Below are 15542 nucleotides of genomic sequence, written 5' to 3' on the forward strand. Positions count from 1 at the left end.
GCGATGACAGCGACGCATACCCCCGACAGCCAGCATCAGGGCTTTCTGGCGATCCTGCCCGCAGGCATGCGCCCCTATGCGCTGCTTGCGCGCTTCGACCGGCCGATCGGCTGGTGGCTGCTCTACTGGCCCTGCGCATGGGCGCTGGCGCTGGCGGGCGGGGCCTGGTCGCATTGGCCGCTGCTGCTGTGGATGCTGCTCGGCGCGATCGTGATGCGCGGCGCGGGCTGCGTCTATAACGACATCGTCGACCGCGATCTCGACGCGAAGGTGGCGCGCACCGCGGTGCGCCCGGTCGCGAGCGGCGAAGTGTCGGTGCGCAATGCCCTGATGTGGACATTGCTGCTGTCGATGATCGGGCTCGTCGTGCTGCTGCGTCTGCCCCTGCCGGCGCAGATCGTCGCGGTGGCCAGCCTCGCGCTGGTCGCCGCCTATCCTTTCATGAAGCGGATTACCTGGTGGCCGCAGGCATGGCTCGGTCTTGTCTTCAGTTGGGGGGCGCTCGTCGGCTGGATCGCGGTCGGCGGCGGCGCGAACGATCAAGGCGGGCTGGCGCTGCCCTTCCTCTATGCGGGAACGATCGCCTGGGTGATCGGCTATGATACCATCTATGCGCTTCAGGATATCGAGGATGACGCGCTCGTCGGCGTGAAATCGAGCGCGCGCGCGATGGGGCGGCATGTGAAGGTCGGCGTCGCGCTCTGCTACGTTGTGGCGCTCGGCGGCTGGGCGGGCGCGCTGTTGAATGTTCGTCCCGATGCCCTTGTGCTTGTCGCCCTGATCCCCGCCGCGCTGCATCTGACGGGGCAGGTCGTCACGCTCGATCCCGACAATGGCGCCGACGCGCTCGCCAAATTCCGCAGCAATCGTTTTGCGGGGCTGCTGGTCTTCGCGGCGATGCTGGTGGTCGGCAGCGCCCCCTGACGCGGGCGCCTATTCGGCCGCAAGCAGTTCTTCGGCGCCGCCGAGGTCGACTGAGACGAGGCGGCTGACGCCCTTCTCTACCATCGTCACTCCGAACAGGCGATGCATGCGCGCCATCGTCACCGCATTGTGGGTGACGATCAGATAGCGGGTCTTCGTCTCGCGCGTCATTCGGTCGAGCAGGTCGCAGAAGCGTTCGATATTGGCGTCATCGAGCGGCGCATCGACTTCGTCGAGGACGCAGATCGGCGCCGGATTGGTCAGGAAAAGGCCGAAGATCAGCGCGACGGCGGTCAGCGCCTGTTCGCCGCCCGAGAGCAAAGTCAGCGTGCCGAGGCGCTTGCCCGGCGGCTGCGCCATGATCTCCAGCCCGGCCTCGAGCGGATCGTCCGAATCGACGAGTTCGAGATGCGCCTGCCCGCCGTTGAACAGCGTGGTGAACAGGCGCTGGAAATGTTCGTTCACCGTCTCGAAGGCGGCGAGCAGGCGAACACGGCCCTCGCGGTTGAGGTTGCCGATCGAGCCGCGCAACCGGTTGACCGCTTGTTGCAGCTCCTCGATCTCGGCGGCGCTTCGTTCGCGTTCGACGTCGAGTTCGGCAAGCTCGTCGGCGGCGACGAGGTTGACCGGGCCCAACCGCTCGCGTTCGCCGATCAGCCGGTCGTGCGCGGCCGACTCGGCATTTGCATCGTCGACGCCATCACCCTCGAACCCGACCTTCTGCGGTAGCAAGGGGGGCGGACATTCGAAGCGCTCGCCCGACAGGCGCCCCATCTCGATGCGGCGCAGCTCGGCATTTTCGGAGCGTGCCACCGCGCCGGCGCGTGTCTCGCGCGCCGCGGCGACGCGCTCGCGGATCGTCGTTAGCGCCGCTTCGGCCTCGCGCAGCGCCGCTTCGGCTTCGCGCTCCTGCGCCTCGGCGGCGCCCAATTTACCCCGCACCTCCGTCTGCCGGGCCGCAGCAGCTTCGCTATCGGCGGCGAGCTTTTCGGGCAGGCCCGCAAGCTTCGCGGCTTCGGCTGTCAGCGCGTCGGCGCGCTTGTCCATGTCGGTCACGCGCCGTGCCGCTTCGCCCGCGCGCGCCTTCCAGCTCTTGATCTCGGCGCCGACGACCGCGTGCCGCTCGCTGAGGCCGGCAAGGGCGCGCTCATGATCGGCGAGCGCGTCGCGTGCGCCATTGGCGTCGCTGCGCGCGCGGTCGGTTGCACTTTCTTCACCCTCAAGCGCCGCGCGGGCGAGACTGTCGTCGGGGAGCGCGGCGAGCGCCGCCTCCTTCGCGGTGAGGTCCGCAGCGGCGTCGCTCCCGGCCGCCGCAATTTCGGCGAGCCGACGGTCGAACAGCGCGGCGGCGTCGCGGTGACGGTCGAGCGCGGCCTGCGCCTGATCGGCGGCACGCAGCGCAGTGCGGCGTGCCTCGTCGGCGCTCGCGAGCGCCTTGCGCGCCGCGGCGGCGGCGTCGGTTCGCTCGGCAAGCTGCGTTGCCGCAACATGGCGCCGATCCTGCAATTCCTGAACCCCGAGTTCGACTTGAGGACGCTGTGCGGCGAGCGCGTCGAGGCGATTCTGCCGTTGCAGCCGCTCGGTCGCCGTCGCGCCGTCGCCGCGCGTGACGAAGCCATCCCAGCGGCGCATCACGCCGTCCAGGGTGACGAGCCGCTGCCCGACCGCGAGCGGCTGGCCGGTGTCGCGATCGGCAACCGCGATCTGGGCGAGCCGCCGCACGAGCGCCGGGGGCGCCTGGACGAACGCCGCGAGCGGTTGCGTGCCTTCCGGCAGCGCCGGGTCGTTCTTGTCGGCATCGGCGGCGCCCCAACTGCGCGTGGCGGCGCGGTCGGTCCCGGCGTCGAGATCATCGCCGAGCGCGGCGGCGAGCGCCGCCTCGTGGCCCGGCGTCACGCGCAGCCGGTCGAGGATGCGGTCGTCGTCGGTGCGGGCGGCGGCGAGCGCGCGTTCGAGCGTTGCCGCCTCGCCGTCGAGCGCGGCGAGCGCGGCGCGTGCTTCGGCAAGACCGGCATCGATTGCGCCAAGATCGGCCGCGATCGCTTCGCGGTCGGCCTCGGCCTCGTGCAGCGCGCTTTCCGCGGAAATTATCGCCGCTTCGGCCTGTTGGGCGCCGCGGACGCTTTCGGCCTGCGTCGCGGCGAGGGCGGCGCTGTCGCCCAGCGCGGCGATTTCGGCCTCGACCCGCTGACGGTCGCCGGCGATACGCCGGACGGCGGCTTCGGCCGTGTCGCGCGCCGACACCGCGATGCGGCGATCGGCGGCTTCGCTCGCCGCCTTCGCCCGTGCCTGCGCGAGTGCGACCTCTGCATCGCGGAGGCGTGCCTGGGCCGCCTGATGCGCCTCGACCAGCGCCGCCTTTCCCGCGTCGTGCGCGGCAATGTCCTGTGTGAGACGCTTCGCCTCGGCGTCGAGCGCGGTCAGGGCGGCATGGGCGTCGCGCGCCAATTCGCCCTCGCGCGCCCGGTCCTCGGCGAGCCGCGCCTGCTGCGCCGCCAGATCGTCGAGCCGTTGCCGCGCGGCACGTTCCTCGCCCTGCAGTCGGACAAGCGTCGCGGTCGCCTCGGCGAGCGCATCGCGCTGTGCCTGCGCCTCGGCGCGCGCGCTACCGACGCGCGTCGCCACTTCGACCTGCGCGGCGGAAACGGTTTCGAGTTCGGTCTGCGCGGCCTTCACGGCGGCTTCGGCGGCATCGGCTTCGCGGCGCGCCTGATCGGCGGCGGCGGCGGCATCGCGCCAGCGCGCGTAGATCAGCCGGCCTTCGGCGATACGGATATCGTCGCTGAGCTTGCGATATTTTTCCGCCGCCCGCGCCTGACGGCGCAGCGCATTTGCTCGCACTTCCATGTCGGCGACGATTTCGGACAGGCGATTGAGGTTGGTTTCGGTCGCGCGCAGCTTTTGCTCGGCATCCTTGCGGCGGACGTGCAAACCAGCGATGCCCGCCGCTTCCTCCAGCATCGCGCGGCGGTCGGTCGGCTTGGCGGCTATGACGTTCGCGATCTTGCCCTGACTGACGAGGGCGGGGCTGTGCGCGCCGGTCGCGGCGTCGGCAAAGATCAGCGCGACATCCTTGGCGCGGACGTCGCGCCCGTTGGCGCGATAGGCGCTGCCCGCGCCGCGTTCGATACGGCGGATGATCTCGAGTTCATGCCCTTCGCTCGCGTCGGACAGGCCCGCGACGACATTGCCTTCGGTATCGCAATGGATGGCCACCTCGGCAAAATCGCGCGGCGGGCGCTGCGATGTGCCGGCGAAGATCACATCCTCCATCCCGCCGCCGCGCATGGATTTGGGGCTCGATTCGCCCATCACCCAGCGGATCGCTTCGAGCAGGTTCGATTTGCCGCAGCCGTTCGGACCGACGACGCCGGTCAGCCCGGGTTCGATCCGCAATTCGGTTGGCTCGACGAAGCTTTTGAAACCGGTCAGGCGCAGGCGTCTTATCTGCACGAGGCCACCTCGTGCAGGTCAGCGAATCGGAGCCGGTGCAACCTTGCTGTCACATATCCCCCTGGCACCGTCATGGCGCGTGGGCGGTCGAGTCGCAAGGGGTGCCGCCCTCCCCGCCGCGACGGGGAGGGCTATTGTCTTCAGCGGGCGCCCATGGTGCGCAGGCGGTCGCGCAGCGGGCCCCAAGTGGTGATGCCCTCGGCGACCTGGCCATTGATGACGAAGGTCGGCGTGCCCTGGATCTTGAACTGTTCGATGCCCTTGTTGGTCATCTGCTCAAGCTTGCTGATATTGTCGACGTTCGACAGGCAGGCATTGATCTGGTCGGCGGTTACGCCGCGCGACTGGAAGAATTCTTCGAGCTTCCAGGCTTTGGCGAGCGCGGGAAAGCGCTGCGCGGGGGGCAGCGCCATCGCGGCTTCGCCGCCCTTGGGATTGGCCTGCGCGCCGGCGAACAGTTCGGCTTGCGAGGCAAAGACATTTTCCTGCAGCGGGAAATAGCGATCGACCGGGCCGCAATGCACGACTGCCGCGGCCATCGCGTCGAGCGGGTCGCGGATGAAGTTGCGCACTTCCAGGCTGACACGGCCGCTGTCGATGAAGTCGCGCTTGATCTCTTCGTGGCTTTCCTTCGAGAAATCGGCGCAGTGCGAGCAGGTCAGCGACGCATATTCGATGATCTTGATCGGCGCGTCGGGGTTGCCCATCAGATAGCCGCCCTCGGCGGTCTTGGTGACCGTTGTCGACCATTGCTTGCCCGCAGGCGCCGCGACCTTGGCGACGACCGCCTGTTCCTTCGACTGGTCGGTAGTGCCCTTGCCGCAACCGGCGAGCGCAAGGGCGCCGATCGAAGCGAGAAGGATGGGGCGAAGGGGCAATCTGGTCATTGGGGATAGTCTCCGGATAATTCGCGTGAACGGGCTTTTACGAGGCCTTCAGCGCCGCGTCGAGTTGCGTTTTGATCGCGGACCAGACGGTCACGTCGGTGTGGCGTCCATTGATGAAAAAGGCCGGCGTGCCGCGCACATGGTCGGCACCCAGGCCGATATTGGTCATGCCTTCGAGTTCGGCGCGCGTGACCTCGCTATCGAAACAGGCGTTCATCTGCGCCTCGGTGTAGCCGCGTTTCGCCATCAGCGCGCCGAGGCCGGTGTCGGCCGCGATCTTGCGCGCGCGTTCGCTCTCGGTGCCGACATACCAGCTCTTGACCATGGCTTCGGGCGCCTTTTGCACCTTCGTCAGCCAGACCGGCTGCGCCATGAAGATGGCGTGGTGGTTGGCCGCGAAGGCCTTGGCGCCGCCGCAGCGCGCCAGCAGCGCTGCGGTCAGGTCGACCGGGTCGCGAACGAGGTTGCGATATTCGAAGACCACCAGCCCCTTGTCGATATATTGGGCCTTGAGCGGGACGTCGCCGTCGCGCGCAAATTCGCCGCAGTGGGTGCACGTATAGCTGAAATATTCGACCAGACGCACCTTGGCGGCGGGGTTTCCGACGATATAGGCACCGATCGCGCTGGTGCTGATCTTCGACGACCAGGCCGGCGCCGGAGCGGCGGGCGCGGCGGCGACCAGCGACAGCGCGGCGATCGACAGGGCGCCGATGGCGGTGCGGCGGGACAGGGTGCGACCGGATATCTTGGGCATGGACGTGCCGTCTTCCTTCAACTGATGCGCGGGAGTTTCGGCGCGCTGGCAAGCCCGGCGGCCATGCGTTCGAGCACGGTCCTGAGTTCCGGATCGCCGATGTCGCGCAGGCTATCCCCCAGTTCGGCGGGTACCGGCTTCAGCATTGCCGGCTGCTGAACGGGGGCGGGGGCGGGCGCGACCTGACCATGCGTCATGCGCACGCTCGCAATCGCGGCATAGCCGAAGAAGCGATTGACCGCCGCGACGATATCGGGGGCGACATGCTGCAGCATGGGTGCATGCGCGCCGCTGATCGTCAGATGCAGCGTTCCGCCCGCCTTTTGTCCGGCGGGAAAGCGGATCATCGCAGGCTGGGTGACATCGGCGAGCCGATCGCCGACGATTTCTCGCCAGCGGCTGACGACCGACGACTGGATGAAGCCGAATTTGCGAAAGGCGGTCCGGCCGATTTCGGGAACCATATCGGCGATCGCGCGCGCCTCGCCGCCGCGCGGCCGCTCATAGCTGCGCGCCGGCGGCTTTTTGGCAGCCTTCTTCGTGCGCGCTTTAGGGGACTTGTCGCCGTCGCTGGAGCCTGCTTTCGCCATCGCCGCCGCCATGCCATAGGCGGGGGGTGAGCGTCCAGATGCCAGACCCCGATATCGCGGCCGACGCGGATTTCGCGCCGCGGCTGCTCGCCTGGTACGACCATGCGGCGCGCATCCTCCCCTGGCGTATCGCGCCAGGGAGCGTGGTGACGCCCGATCCCTACCGCATCTGGCTCGCCGAAGTGATGCTGCAACAGACGACCGTTGCTGCTGTCGCAGGCTATTTCGCCCGTTTTACCGCACGTTGGCCGAACGTCGCCGATCTCGCGGCGGCCGACGACGCGGACGTAATGGCGGCGTGGGCGGGCCTTGGATATTATGCCCGCGCCCGCAACCTGCTCGCCTGCGCGCGGGCGGTGGTCGCCGATCATGACGGTCTTTTTCCGGACAGCGAGGCGGGCTTGCGTGCCTTGCCGGGCGTTGGCGATTACACCGCGGCGGCGGTCGCGGCGATCGCCTTTGGTCGCCCCGCGGTCGTTGTCGACGCCAATATCGAGCGGGTGATCGCGCGCCACCGGCTGATCACCACGCCGCTGCCGGCGGCAAAGCGCGCGATCCGTGCCGCGCTGGCGCCGCTCGTTCCGGGCGATCGCCCCGGCGACTTCGCGCAGGCTCTCATGGATCTGGGCGCAACGATCTGCACGCCGCGCAGCCCCGCCTGCACCCGCTGTCCTCTCGCCGCCGACTGCGCCGCATTTGCGGCCGGCACCGCCGAATCCCTTCCGGTCAAGCCGCCCAAAAAGGCGAAGCCGCAGCGCCACGGAAGCGCCTGGTGGATAGAATCGGATGCGCGGCTGTGGCTGGTACGGCGCCCCGACAAGGGGATGCTCGGCGGGATGCGGGCATTGCCCGGCGGTACGTGGGACGAACCGCCCGCATCCGGCGACGGAGCCGTCTCCGTGCGGCACGGCTTCACCCATTTCGACCTCACATTGACGCTCGTCCGGCGCGGAGTTGAGGATGCCGCAGGGGAAGGTGAGTGGTGGCCGATTTCGGCGCTTGACGCGGCCGGTCTGCCGACGCTGTATCGCAAACTGGTCGACAAGATGCGGGAGAGTGACCGATGACGATGATGATTTCGCGCCGCGCGCTGCTCGGCAGCCTGGCGCTGGGGGGCAGCGCGACGCTGTTGCCGCGCGCCGCCTTCGCCTGGACCAATGCCGAGGCGCTCTATCCGGCGACCTACGCCTTCATCAAGGGATTCGTGGACCGCCGCGAACTCGCCGGCGCTATCGCTGCGATAGGCAAGGATCAGGCGCCGCCCGACTATCTGGGCGCAGGCAAGCAGGCGATGGATTCGCAGCGCGCTGTGGCTCCGGACACGATCTGGCGCCTCTATTCGATGACCAAGCCGGTCACCGGCATGGCGGCCATGCTGCTGATCGAGGACGGCAAGATGACGCTGGATCAGCCGATCGCCGATTTCCTTCCGGCCTTTGCGGCGATGAAGGTGCAGAACACTCCCGACGGATCGATCACCGACGTGCACCCCGCGAAGGGGCCGATCACGGTCCGCCAGCTTCTCACCCACACCGCCGGGCTCGGCTATAATATTGTCCAGAAGGGGCCGCTCCGCGACGCCTATAACGAAGCGGGGATATTGGGCGGGCAGGTCAGCCGTCTGCCGATTCCAGGCTTCCCGCCGACCACCCCCGCGCCGAGCCTGGCGGTTTTCGCCGACCGGCTCGCGACGCTGCCGCTCGTCTATGAACCCGGCACCCGCTGGAGCTATTCGGTCGGGCTCGACCTGATGGGCCGCGTGATCGAGGTCGTCTCAGGTCAGCCCTTCGACGCCTTTCTGAAGGCGCGCATTTTCGATCCGCTCGGGATGGCGAGCACCGGTTTTCGCGTCACCGGCGACGAAGAAGCGCGGTTGTCGACCAACTATGCGCCGCTGGGCGGCGTGCTGCTGCCGATCGACCCCGCGACGAGCTCGATCTACCTCGACCCGCCGCCGATGCCCTATGGCGGCGGCGGTCTCGTTTCGACGGCGCGCGATTACGACCGGTTCCTCGCCATGCTGCTCGGCGAAGGTGAAACCGGCGGCGTGCGGATCATGAAGCCCGAAACCGCGCGGCTCGGCATGTCGAACCTGCTCGCCGATTCGGTTGATCGCAAGAATACGTTCATCGACGGTGAGGGCTTTGGCGCCGGCGGCCGCGTGTCGCTGGCCGGATCGCCGACCGGCGAAGGCGTTTATGGCTGGGGCGGTGCGGCCGGCACCATCGCCTTTGTCGATCGCCGCCGCGGCTATCGCGTCGGCGGCTATACCCAATATATGCCGTCGGAGGCGCTGCCCTTCCAACGCGACTTCGGCAAGGCCTTTTACAAGGATGTGATGGCCTGATGCCGCTGCCGCTCGGCTTTACCGGGGCGCGGCTCGACCGCGCCGACCGGCTCCGCACCGATCCCGATGCTTTCGCGGCGGCGATCGCCGATCCGCGCGCGACCTGCCTGCTGCTTGACGGCATCGATCCGGTGCCGGGCAGCGGCGGCGGGCTGATATGGGAAGCGCTTGATCCGGCCGACGAGCGTGCGCTGTTGCTGCTCGGGATCGACGATAGCGGCGCGCCCCGCTTCGTGCGCGAGGCGCATGCCGGAGGGCGCGTCGATGCGCGTTCGCGCACCGTGATGCGGCTGCTCCCGATGCTGTCGCCCGAAGAAGCGGCGCTCTACGGCGGCGCGCGCAGCCTCGTCGACTGGCACGCGCGGCACCGGTTCTGCGCCGTTTGCGGTTCACCGACCGAATTGTTCCGGGGCGGCTGGGGTCGCCGCTGCGCCTCTTGCGGGGCGGAACATTTCCCGCGCGTCGACCCCGTTGTCATCATGCTCGCCGAATATGATGGCCGCGTGCTGCTCGGCCGCCAGCCCGGCTTCCCGCCGGGCTTCTTTTCGGCTCTCGCGGGCTTCGTCGAGCCGGGTGAATCGCTTGAGGAAGCGGTGGCGCGCGAATTGTTCGAGGAAGCGGGCATCGCCGTGTCCGATGTATCCTATGTGGCGAGCCAGCCCTGGCCCTTCCCCTCGTCGCTGATGATCGGGTGCCGCGCGGTCGCGCGCGACGCCGCGTTGACGATCGACACCACCGAACTTGAAGCGGCGATGTGGGTCGACCGTGCGGAGGTGCGCGCGGCGCTCGCCGGCGACATGGGCGCGAGCTTCATGGCACCGCCGCCGCTGGCGATCGCGCGCTATCTGCTGGAGGATTGGGCGGCCTGAGCCTTAGAGGCGCTTGCCGGTGATGCGGCTGATTTCGCGCGCCACCATCGATTCGACCATGGCCGGCAGATTGGCGTCGAGCCATTGCTTGAGCATCGGCCGCATCGCGTCGACGACGACATCCTCGAGGCTGCGTCCCCCTGCGGGCACCGTCGCGGCGGCCGCGGCCGCGGCTGGCGCCATCGCGGCGGTGAGCGCTTCGAGCGACTGACGCGCGGCATCGGCGCTGGCAACCGACACCAGCTCTTCCTGCGCGGTCGCGGCGCCGCTGTCGTCAAGGGCCGATTCGGCGACGGCGTCTTCTTCCTCTTCGTTGAGGTCGAGAATATCCTCGCTCGGCACCGCCGCACGCTGCGCGCGCGCCCCAGGGGCCTCGTCACGCGCGATGACGCGCCGGATCGACGACAAAATGTCTTCCATCGATGGCTCCCGCGACATGTCGCCCATGCTTGCCCCCTAAGTTCGACCGGAAATACCGGTTAACCATGTTCATACCGGCGCGCGGGCGGGCTTGCCAAGTCTTATTGTTGGGGAAGCGGCTCCACGGCAGGCACGCTGGCATCGGCGGCGGGGACGCTGCGCGTATCGGTGGCCTGCTGCTGCGGCTTCGGATCGTCGGCCCAATCCCAGATCTGACCGCGAACACGGCGATAATTTACCGCCGGATCATAGAGCGCGCCGCCCTCGATCCCCAGGTCGCGCGCTTCGGCCTTGCCCATCGCGGCGAGGACCGAGAAAGCCGCGACATAGCTGTTGCGCTTCGCCGAGACGAGCTGGACCTGCGCGTTCAGATATTCTTGTTCGGCATTCAATATGTCGAGGATCGAGCGCGTGCCGACGCTGTTTTCGGCGCGCACCCCCTCGAGCGACAGGGCATTGGCGCCCACCGCCTGCTCGGTCGCGGCGATGACGCGCTCGTTCGCCTGCCACGCGGCATAGGCCCCGCGCGTCTGCGCGATCACGTCGCGTTCGGTGGCAACATAGGTTTCAATCGCCTGGCTGCTGCGCGATTGCGCCTGGCGCACCTGGGCCGACGGGCGGCCGCCCTGAAAGATCGGCAGCGTCAGCGACAGGCCGGCGGCGGCGCTCTTCGTCGTATTCTCGGCCACGGTGTTGCCGGCAGGAATCGAATGGAGATTATTGTTGTAGCCGCCCCCCAGCGTCGCCGACAGTTTGGGCATGCGGGCGGCCCGCGCAGCGCTGATGTCGGCGCGCGATGCGTTGATGCGCTGGTTTGCCGCTTCGATGTCGGGATTGTTGTTGAGCGCGATCGCGACCGCATCCTCAACCGATTGGGGGAGATTGGGTAGCGCCGGCGGCGGCTGGAGATCGACCGGCGCATCGCCGACCAGCTTCACATAATTTTCGCGGCTGCGAATCAGATTGGCTTCGGCGCCGCGCAGGTCGCCCTCGGCCAGCGCAAGCCGGGCCTGCGACTGGGCGACGTCGGTGCGCGTCAGATCGCCGATCTCGAAGCGGTCACTCGATGCCTGCAAATTGGTCTTGAGGACCGCCACATTCTTCTGATTGAGCTGGACGATCGCCTGGTCGCGGATCACGTCCATATAGGCGCCCACGACCTGCGAGAAAATGCTCGCTTCGGTTGCGCGCAGATCGGACTGCCCGGCCTCGACGCGATATTCGGCCGCCTTCACCGCGTTGCGCACCGCGCCCCCCTGATAGATCGGCACGCTGAGCTGGCTGCCTGCGGACAGGACGCGGCCCGGCGAAACGAAGCTGTTGCCCGGGATGACCAGATTTTCCTGATAATCGACGCTGGCACCGACCGAGGGCAGGCCCGATGCCTTCTGGATCGGAACATTCTCGTCATTCGCGCGCTGCCCGGCGCGCGCCGCCGTCAGCGTCGGATTATTCTCATAGGCTTTGGCGAGCGCGCCCTGCAGCGTCTCGGCCTGCGCCTGCGACGACAGCGCCAGCGCGCCGAGCGCCATGCCCGCCAGCCAGCGGGCGCGTCGTCCGGTCATTTTTGTGTCGATGTCGTGCATGATATGGTTCAGCCTGAAGGGAGGGAGGGCTCTCAGAAGCGAAAACCCTTGGGGGCCTCGAAACCCGGAAGCGCCGCGACATCCATGTCGGCAAAGGCGCGCAGCGCCAGCGTGCCGGCGGTCTTGACGCCCTGGACAAGCCGAGTGACGCTGCCTTCGCGCCGCGCGGCGACCAGCTTGCCGCCTTCGGCGAGCTGCGCTGCCAACGCGTCGGGAAGCTGTTCGATCGCGCCGTCGATCAGGATGCGGTCGACGGGCGCTTCGCCGGGGGCGCCTGCGGCCAGCGGACCCTCGACCCAGCGAATCGCGGGATTGTCGGTTGCGGCGCTGGCGGCGGTGAGCAGGTCGGCCTGCTCCTCGACCGCGACGACCGACGCACCGAGCGCCGCGAGCAGCGCGGCGGTGTAGCCCGTCGCCGCACCGATCAGCAGCACGCGCTGGCCCGGCCGGATATCGGCGGCGACCAGCAGGCGGCCGGTGACGAGCGGCGCGTTGAGCGCGCGGCCGTGACCCAGCGCGATCGCGCGGTCCATATAGGCGACGCTCGCCAACGCCGCGGGAACATGCGCCTCGCGCGCCACGCTGCCCATCGCCGCGACGACCGCCGGGTCGATCACGTCATTGGTTCTCAGCTGGCTATCGATCATCGCAGCCCGCATGTCCGCAGCAGTCACTTCGTTCAATTTCGTCGCCATCAGCCTGTTTTCCGATTCTGGGGCCCTGAAGCTTGGGGCCGTTCTAGCCGAACCGATGCTGTGTTGCAATACTAATACAGCATCGCGCGGCGCTGCGTCGCGCATAGCTGGCCGCGTTGATGGCGCCAACCCCGCATTGCGCGAAAATGCGTGCGAAATGGAGTGGGCCTTGGCGAATCCTTGACAAGCCCGCCAAAGCCCCGCACTAGCGGCGCCGTCCAACACCCGGCCCGGCCCGCGACATAGCGGCCGCGGCGTTCGGCGCGAGGCCCGATGGCGGAGTGGTGACGCAGCGGACTGCAAATCCGTATACGCCGGTTCGATTCCGGCTCGGGCCTCCAACCATATCTATTAAACCGACAGAAGCGCTATTGCCGCGCCGAAGGGGCGCAATTGCGCGCACGTCGTGCAGGCTCGAGCGTCGCTGCCTTCCCGCAGATTGACGATCGAGGCCGGCGAAGAAGAGGCATCGAAAGCCATCGAATTTGCGCTCGACCAGCACGCCGGCAGGATCCGGCATCACGCCAGCCCAGCGACCGGCCAGCATGCAGAGCTCGGTCGGCTTGGCCTTGGCAAAAGATCGAGGCGCGAGGGCGCTCACAGGTCAGGCTAGCTTTGCGAGCAGCTTAAGCGCAGCGTCGGGGTCCACGTCCACGATACCGAGCAGCGCGCGGGCAGGGCCTTCCGGGCTACGCCTGCCTTGCTCCCAATCGCGCAGGGTTGCGGCGCTGATGCGTAACCTCCCTGCGAACTCGGCCTGCGACAGCTTGGTCTTGCTGCGGATGGCCTTCACGTCTGGACCTGCCGCCACGCGGCCGCGCGCGACCTCGCCCTCAGCGAAGGCGATCGCGTCGTTTAGGCCAGCGGCGATCTTGTCGAATGCACCTTTTGCCATGTGAACCTCCTACAGCGTGCTCTTGAGCGTTTTCGTCAGGGCAGCGAGAGCATTGCGCTCGCCCTTCGATAGCGAAACCTTCTCGCCCTTCCCGAAGACGGTGAGAAGAAAGCAGGCACGTCCTCGCCTGCGAAATAGGTGATGACACGATAGCCGCCCGACTTTCCTTTGCCGGGCTTCGCAACGCGAAGTTTGCGGGCGCCGCCGCATCCCGGCATGATCTCTCCTACCTGAGGATCGGCGGCGATCAGATCGACAATCGCGTCGCGCTCATCTTCCCCCATGCCCGCATCCTTTGCTGCGGCAAGATAGGCATTGGTTTCGATGACCGTGTGCATGCCGAATATATACGGCAATGCCGTAAATCATTCAAGCGGAAAACATCCGGCAATGCCGTATAGCTCAGATCCAGCCGATTGCACGTTAAGCCACGGAATATATGCGGGAAAAATCGCGGGTCCTACCTGAGAGATTTCGAAAGGGAATGCGCTTGAAGACCCCTTTTTTGGCATCAGGGTCGGGTTTCGAAGCGTGGCTAAGTTTAAAGAGCCAGATTGTCTGTCAATGCAGCCCGGTGCGATTGGCGACGCGGCGCTTGCTGGGCTGGTGCTGGCTGGTGCGGAAAGCAATGGTATCGCGGTCGCTGCTCGTGCCTATTGGGGTGTCCTTCATTGTTGAAGGAGCTCAAAGTGAAACTCTCCCAGCCGTATTCTCGCCGCACGATCCGCATGCAGCTTTCGCGGCTGCCCACCGAATGCGAAGTGCCTATTGCCGATCAAACGCGAATTGCAAGCCGACGCCCTCGCATTCGAAAGCCTCGCAAAGCGCCGGCTGGCTGACGAGTATGACGCTGCACAGAAACGCGGCGAGGTCGCGACAGCCGGGGGCGACAAGAGCAAACTTCCGAACGAGAGTTTTGCTACCGTCGCTGGCATGGGCCTGACCCACAAGGACGTTCACGAAGCCCCCGCCGTGCGCGATGCCGAGGCTGCGTACCCCGGCGCCGCTCGGCGTGCGCTCGACAGGTTCGCCAAGCAGCCGGGGAGAGATTTAGGCGCAAGCGTCCGCTGGGACGCGCCGAGCTGCAATCGGGGTTATTGCTGGCCCGACGAGCCGGCGGCGTCGGCTGCCAGGGCGGCCGGTGTGACGGTCGGAACCGTCATCGGCGCCGCTGCGGCCGGCAGCTGAAGCGGGGCAGGCGCAGCATTAGCGAATGCCAGCTCCACGTCCTCATCGATGAACCCGCCGACCGTGCCACCCTTTGGAAGCGTGGCGCTTGTCCCGGTCACGAAGAACCCAGCGATCGGCACCAATGCGACGGCGCCGACAACGCCAGCGGTCCCGGTCACGCCCTTGTCATCGAAGGTCCCGGTCAATCGGATCTGGCGACCATTGACGCGCAGATACAGGATGCGCGCGTCGAGCTTGCCCGACTTCCCCCACATGCCCTTGTTGCGAACATTGGTGATCTCGCCCCAAGCGGGCGTGCCTGCCGGAATCACGGTCACGCTATTGACGACGACCGGCTCTGCGACTTCCATCATGAAGCGCTGGCCGACGCGCGCGGCTTTCTTCTTCGTCGTGACTTCTTCCATCAGGCGTAGCGCAACCGGCGTCCCAGCGCGCAGGACGGCGTTATTCGTCGCAGCTGGCGTGATAACAGCTGCCGTAGGCGCGACGGTGGCCGCAGGCGCCGTAGCGGCGTCCTGAGCGCAAGCAACGGACGCGCAGACGGAAAGAGCCGCCGTAGCGGCAACAAATGCGTATTTCATAGACCCACTCCCCCAAAAGGTGGCGAGACTATATCGGGACGGATCAATAGGCGTTCAGAATTTGCCTCCAATTTGAACCTAATAGCACAAAAAGGCCGACCCCGATGTCGCAGCCGGCCAGTGTGCCTGCGTGAATGCCGCCCCTTCTGAGCGCGCAGGGGTAGGGAAAGGGGCAGCCGGTCGCATCGAAGAACGACCGACTGCCCGAGCGCCGCGGCGGGAAACCAGAAAACCACCGCGGCGGCGGACCCGGGAGAAGGTGCCCCGGGCGACGAACTTATCCAGGGCCGCGCCGATGAGCCGAGGCGCGACCCCGGACCGGACTGGCGCAAAAGGAAAAGCCAGCC

The 15542-nt window shown here is 67.4% G+C and carries 14 protein-coding genes and 1 tRNA gene; 5 read left to right on the forward strand and 10 right to left on the reverse strand.

The genetic code is table 11. From position 1 onward, the window contains the following. Window positions 1–3 precede the first annotated feature (3 nt). The gene (ubiA, locus tag MU856_RS18010; protein WP_263588131.1) at window positions 4–924 is read left to right on the forward strand and encodes a 4-hydroxybenzoate octaprenyltransferase; all 921 of its coding nucleotides are present in this window, start codon (window positions 4–6) and stop codon (window positions 922–924) included. Window positions 925–933: 9 nt separating this feature from the next. Here ubiA and smc read toward each other — a convergent pair whose 3' ends face one another. The 4 genes from smc to MU856_RS18030 all read right to left on the reverse strand — a co-directional run bounded on the left by smc (window position 934) and on the right by MU856_RS18030 (window position 6611). Continuing rightward, complete coding sequence (gene smc, locus MU856_RS18015; protein WP_263588132.1) at window positions 934–4377, reverse strand: chromosome segregation protein SMC; 3444 nt, start codon at window positions 4375–4377, stop codon at window positions 934–936. 140 nt (window positions 4378–4517) lie between these two features. Then, entirely contained in the window at window positions 4518–5264 is a 747-nt protein-coding gene (locus MU856_RS18020; RefSeq protein WP_062901229.1) for a thioredoxin domain-containing protein, read from the reverse strand. A 37-nt stretch (window positions 5265–5301) separates the two neighbouring features. After that, window positions 5302–6021 (reverse strand): DsbA family protein, encoded by a 720-nt coding sequence (locus tag MU856_RS18025; RefSeq protein ID WP_263588133.1) that lies wholly within the window; start codon window positions 6019–6021, stop codon window positions 5302–5304. A 17-nt stretch (window positions 6022–6038) separates the two neighbouring features. After that, window positions 6039–6611: a DUF721 domain-containing protein gene (locus tag MU856_RS18030; protein ID WP_062903048.1), complete on the reverse strand. Its 573-nt coding sequence runs from the start codon at window positions 6609–6611 to the stop codon at window positions 6039–6041. Window positions 6612–6649: 38 nt separating this feature from the next. Here MU856_RS18030 and MU856_RS18035 point away from each other — a divergent pair, with 38 nt between their 5' ends. Genes MU856_RS18035 through nudC form a run of 3 tightly spaced genes read left to right on the forward strand, consistent with a single transcriptional unit; the run spans window position 6650 to window position 9827 of the window. After that, the gene (locus tag MU856_RS18035) at window positions 6650–7678 is read left to right on the forward strand and encodes an A/G-specific adenine glycosylase (RefSeq protein WP_062903047.1); all 1029 of its coding nucleotides are present in this window, start codon (window positions 6650–6652) and stop codon (window positions 7676–7678) included. Next, entirely contained in the window at window positions 7675–8958 is a 1284-nt protein-coding gene (locus MU856_RS18040; protein WP_062901227.1) for a serine hydrolase domain-containing protein, read from the forward strand. The genes MU856_RS18035 and MU856_RS18040 overlap by 4 nt, the downstream gene beginning before the upstream one ends. After that, the gene (nudC, locus tag MU856_RS18045) at window positions 8958–9827 is read left to right on the forward strand and encodes an NAD(+) diphosphatase (protein ID WP_062901226.1); all 870 of its coding nucleotides are present in this window, start codon (window positions 8958–8960) and stop codon (window positions 9825–9827) included. Before MU856_RS18040 ends, nudC begins: the two co-directional genes overlap by 1 nt. A gap of 3 nt (window positions 9828–9830) precedes the next feature. On the opposite strand, the gene MU856_RS18050 is transcribed toward nudC, so the two are convergent. From MU856_RS18050 to MU856_RS18060, 3 genes are all read right to left on the reverse strand, one after another. Next, window positions 9831–10274: a DUF2497 domain-containing protein gene (locus MU856_RS18050; RefSeq protein ID WP_062901225.1), complete on the reverse strand. Its 444-nt coding sequence runs from the start codon at window positions 10272–10274 to the stop codon at window positions 9831–9833. A gap of 74 nt (window positions 10275–10348) precedes the next feature. Further along, a complete protein-coding gene (locus tag MU856_RS18055; RefSeq protein WP_412072803.1) occupies window positions 10349–11833 on the reverse strand; it encodes a TolC family outer membrane protein in 1485 nt (494 codons plus the stop codon). Window positions 11834–11865: 32 nt separating this feature from the next. Then, window positions 11866–12528 (reverse strand): protein-L-isoaspartate O-methyltransferase family protein, encoded by a 663-nt coding sequence (locus MU856_RS18060; protein WP_263588135.1) that lies wholly within the window; start codon window positions 12526–12528, stop codon window positions 11866–11868. A 267-nt stretch (window positions 12529–12795) separates the two neighbouring features. Here MU856_RS18060 and MU856_RS18065 point away from each other — a divergent pair. Then, window positions 12796–12869 (forward strand) — tRNA-Cys (locus MU856_RS18065). 263 nt (window positions 12870–13132) lie between these two features. Here the strand turns inward: MU856_RS18065 and MU856_RS18070 are convergent. The 3 genes from MU856_RS18070 to MU856_RS18080 all read right to left on the reverse strand — a co-directional run bounded on the left by MU856_RS18070 (window position 13133) and on the right by MU856_RS18080 (window position 15195). Continuing rightward, window positions 13133–13423, reverse strand: coding sequence for a helix-turn-helix domain-containing protein (locus tag MU856_RS18070; RefSeq protein WP_234179325.1), 291 nt, complete (start codon window positions 13421–13423; stop codon window positions 13133–13135). A gap of 35 nt (window positions 13424–13458) precedes the next feature. After that, a complete protein-coding gene (locus tag MU856_RS18075) occupies window positions 13459–13761 on the reverse strand; it encodes a type II toxin-antitoxin system RelE/ParE family toxin (protein ID WP_234179323.1) in 303 nt (100 codons plus the stop codon). Between the two features lie 756 nt (window positions 13762–14517). Beyond that, window positions 14518–15195, reverse strand: a complete 678-nt coding sequence (locus MU856_RS18080) for a hypothetical protein (protein WP_263588136.1) — start codon at window positions 15193–15195, stop codon at window positions 14518–14520. Window positions 15196–15542: the final 347 nt, after the last annotated feature.

This window comes from Sphingopyxis sp. GC21, assembly GCF_025727575.1.
Classification (GTDB): Bacteria; Pseudomonadota; Alphaproteobacteria; order Sphingomonadales; family Sphingomonadaceae; genus Sphingopyxis; species Sphingopyxis terrae_A.

Excerpts from the sequence above, each read along its gene's own strand:
- ubiA (WP_263588131.1), top strand. The coding sequence starts at position 4 with ATGACAGCGACGCATACCCCCGACAGCCAGCATCAGGGCTTTCTGGCG.
- MU856_RS18020 (WP_062901229.1), bottom strand. The coding sequence starts at position 5,264 with ATGACCAGATTGCCCCTTCGCCCCATCCTTCTCGCTTCGATCGGCGCC.
- MU856_RS18025 (WP_263588133.1), bottom strand. The coding sequence starts at position 6,021 with ATGCCCAAGATATCCGGTCGCACCCTGTCCCGCCGCACCGCCATCGGC.
- MU856_RS18030 (WP_062903048.1), bottom strand. The coding sequence starts at position 6,611 with ATGGCGAAAGCAGGCTCCAGCGACGGCGACAAGTCCCCTAAAGCGCGC.
- MU856_RS18035 (WP_062903047.1), top strand. The coding sequence starts at position 6,650 with ATGCCAGACCCCGATATCGCGGCCGACGCGGATTTCGCGCCGCGGCTG.
- MU856_RS18040 (WP_062901227.1), top strand. The coding sequence starts at position 7,675 with ATGACGATGATGATTTCGCGCCGCGCGCTGCTCGGCAGCCTGGCGCTG.
- nudC (WP_062901226.1), top strand. The coding sequence starts at position 8,958 with ATGCCGCTGCCGCTCGGCTTTACCGGGGCGCGGCTCGACCGCGCCGAC.
- MU856_RS18050 (WP_062901225.1), bottom strand. The coding sequence starts at position 10,274 with ATGGGCGACATGTCGCGGGAGCCATCGATGGAAGACATTTTGTCGTCG.
- MU856_RS18055 (WP_412072803.1), bottom strand. The coding sequence starts at position 11,833 with ATGCACGACATCGACACAAAAATGACCGGACGACGCGCCCGCTGGCTG.
- MU856_RS18060 (WP_263588135.1), bottom strand. The coding sequence starts at position 12,528 with ATGGCGACGAAATTGAACGAAGTGACTGCTGCGGACATGCGGGCTGCG.
- MU856_RS18070 (WP_234179325.1), bottom strand. The coding sequence starts at position 13,423 with ATGGCAAAAGGTGCATTCGACAAGATCGCCGCTGGCCTAAACGACGCG.
- MU856_RS18075 (WP_234179323.1), bottom strand. The coding sequence starts at position 13,761 with ATGCACACGGTCATCGAAACCAATGCCTATCTTGCCGCAGCAAAGGAT.
- MU856_RS18080 (WP_263588136.1), bottom strand. The coding sequence starts at position 15,195 with ATGAAATACGCATTTGTTGCCGCTACGGCGGCTCTTTCCGTCTGCGCG.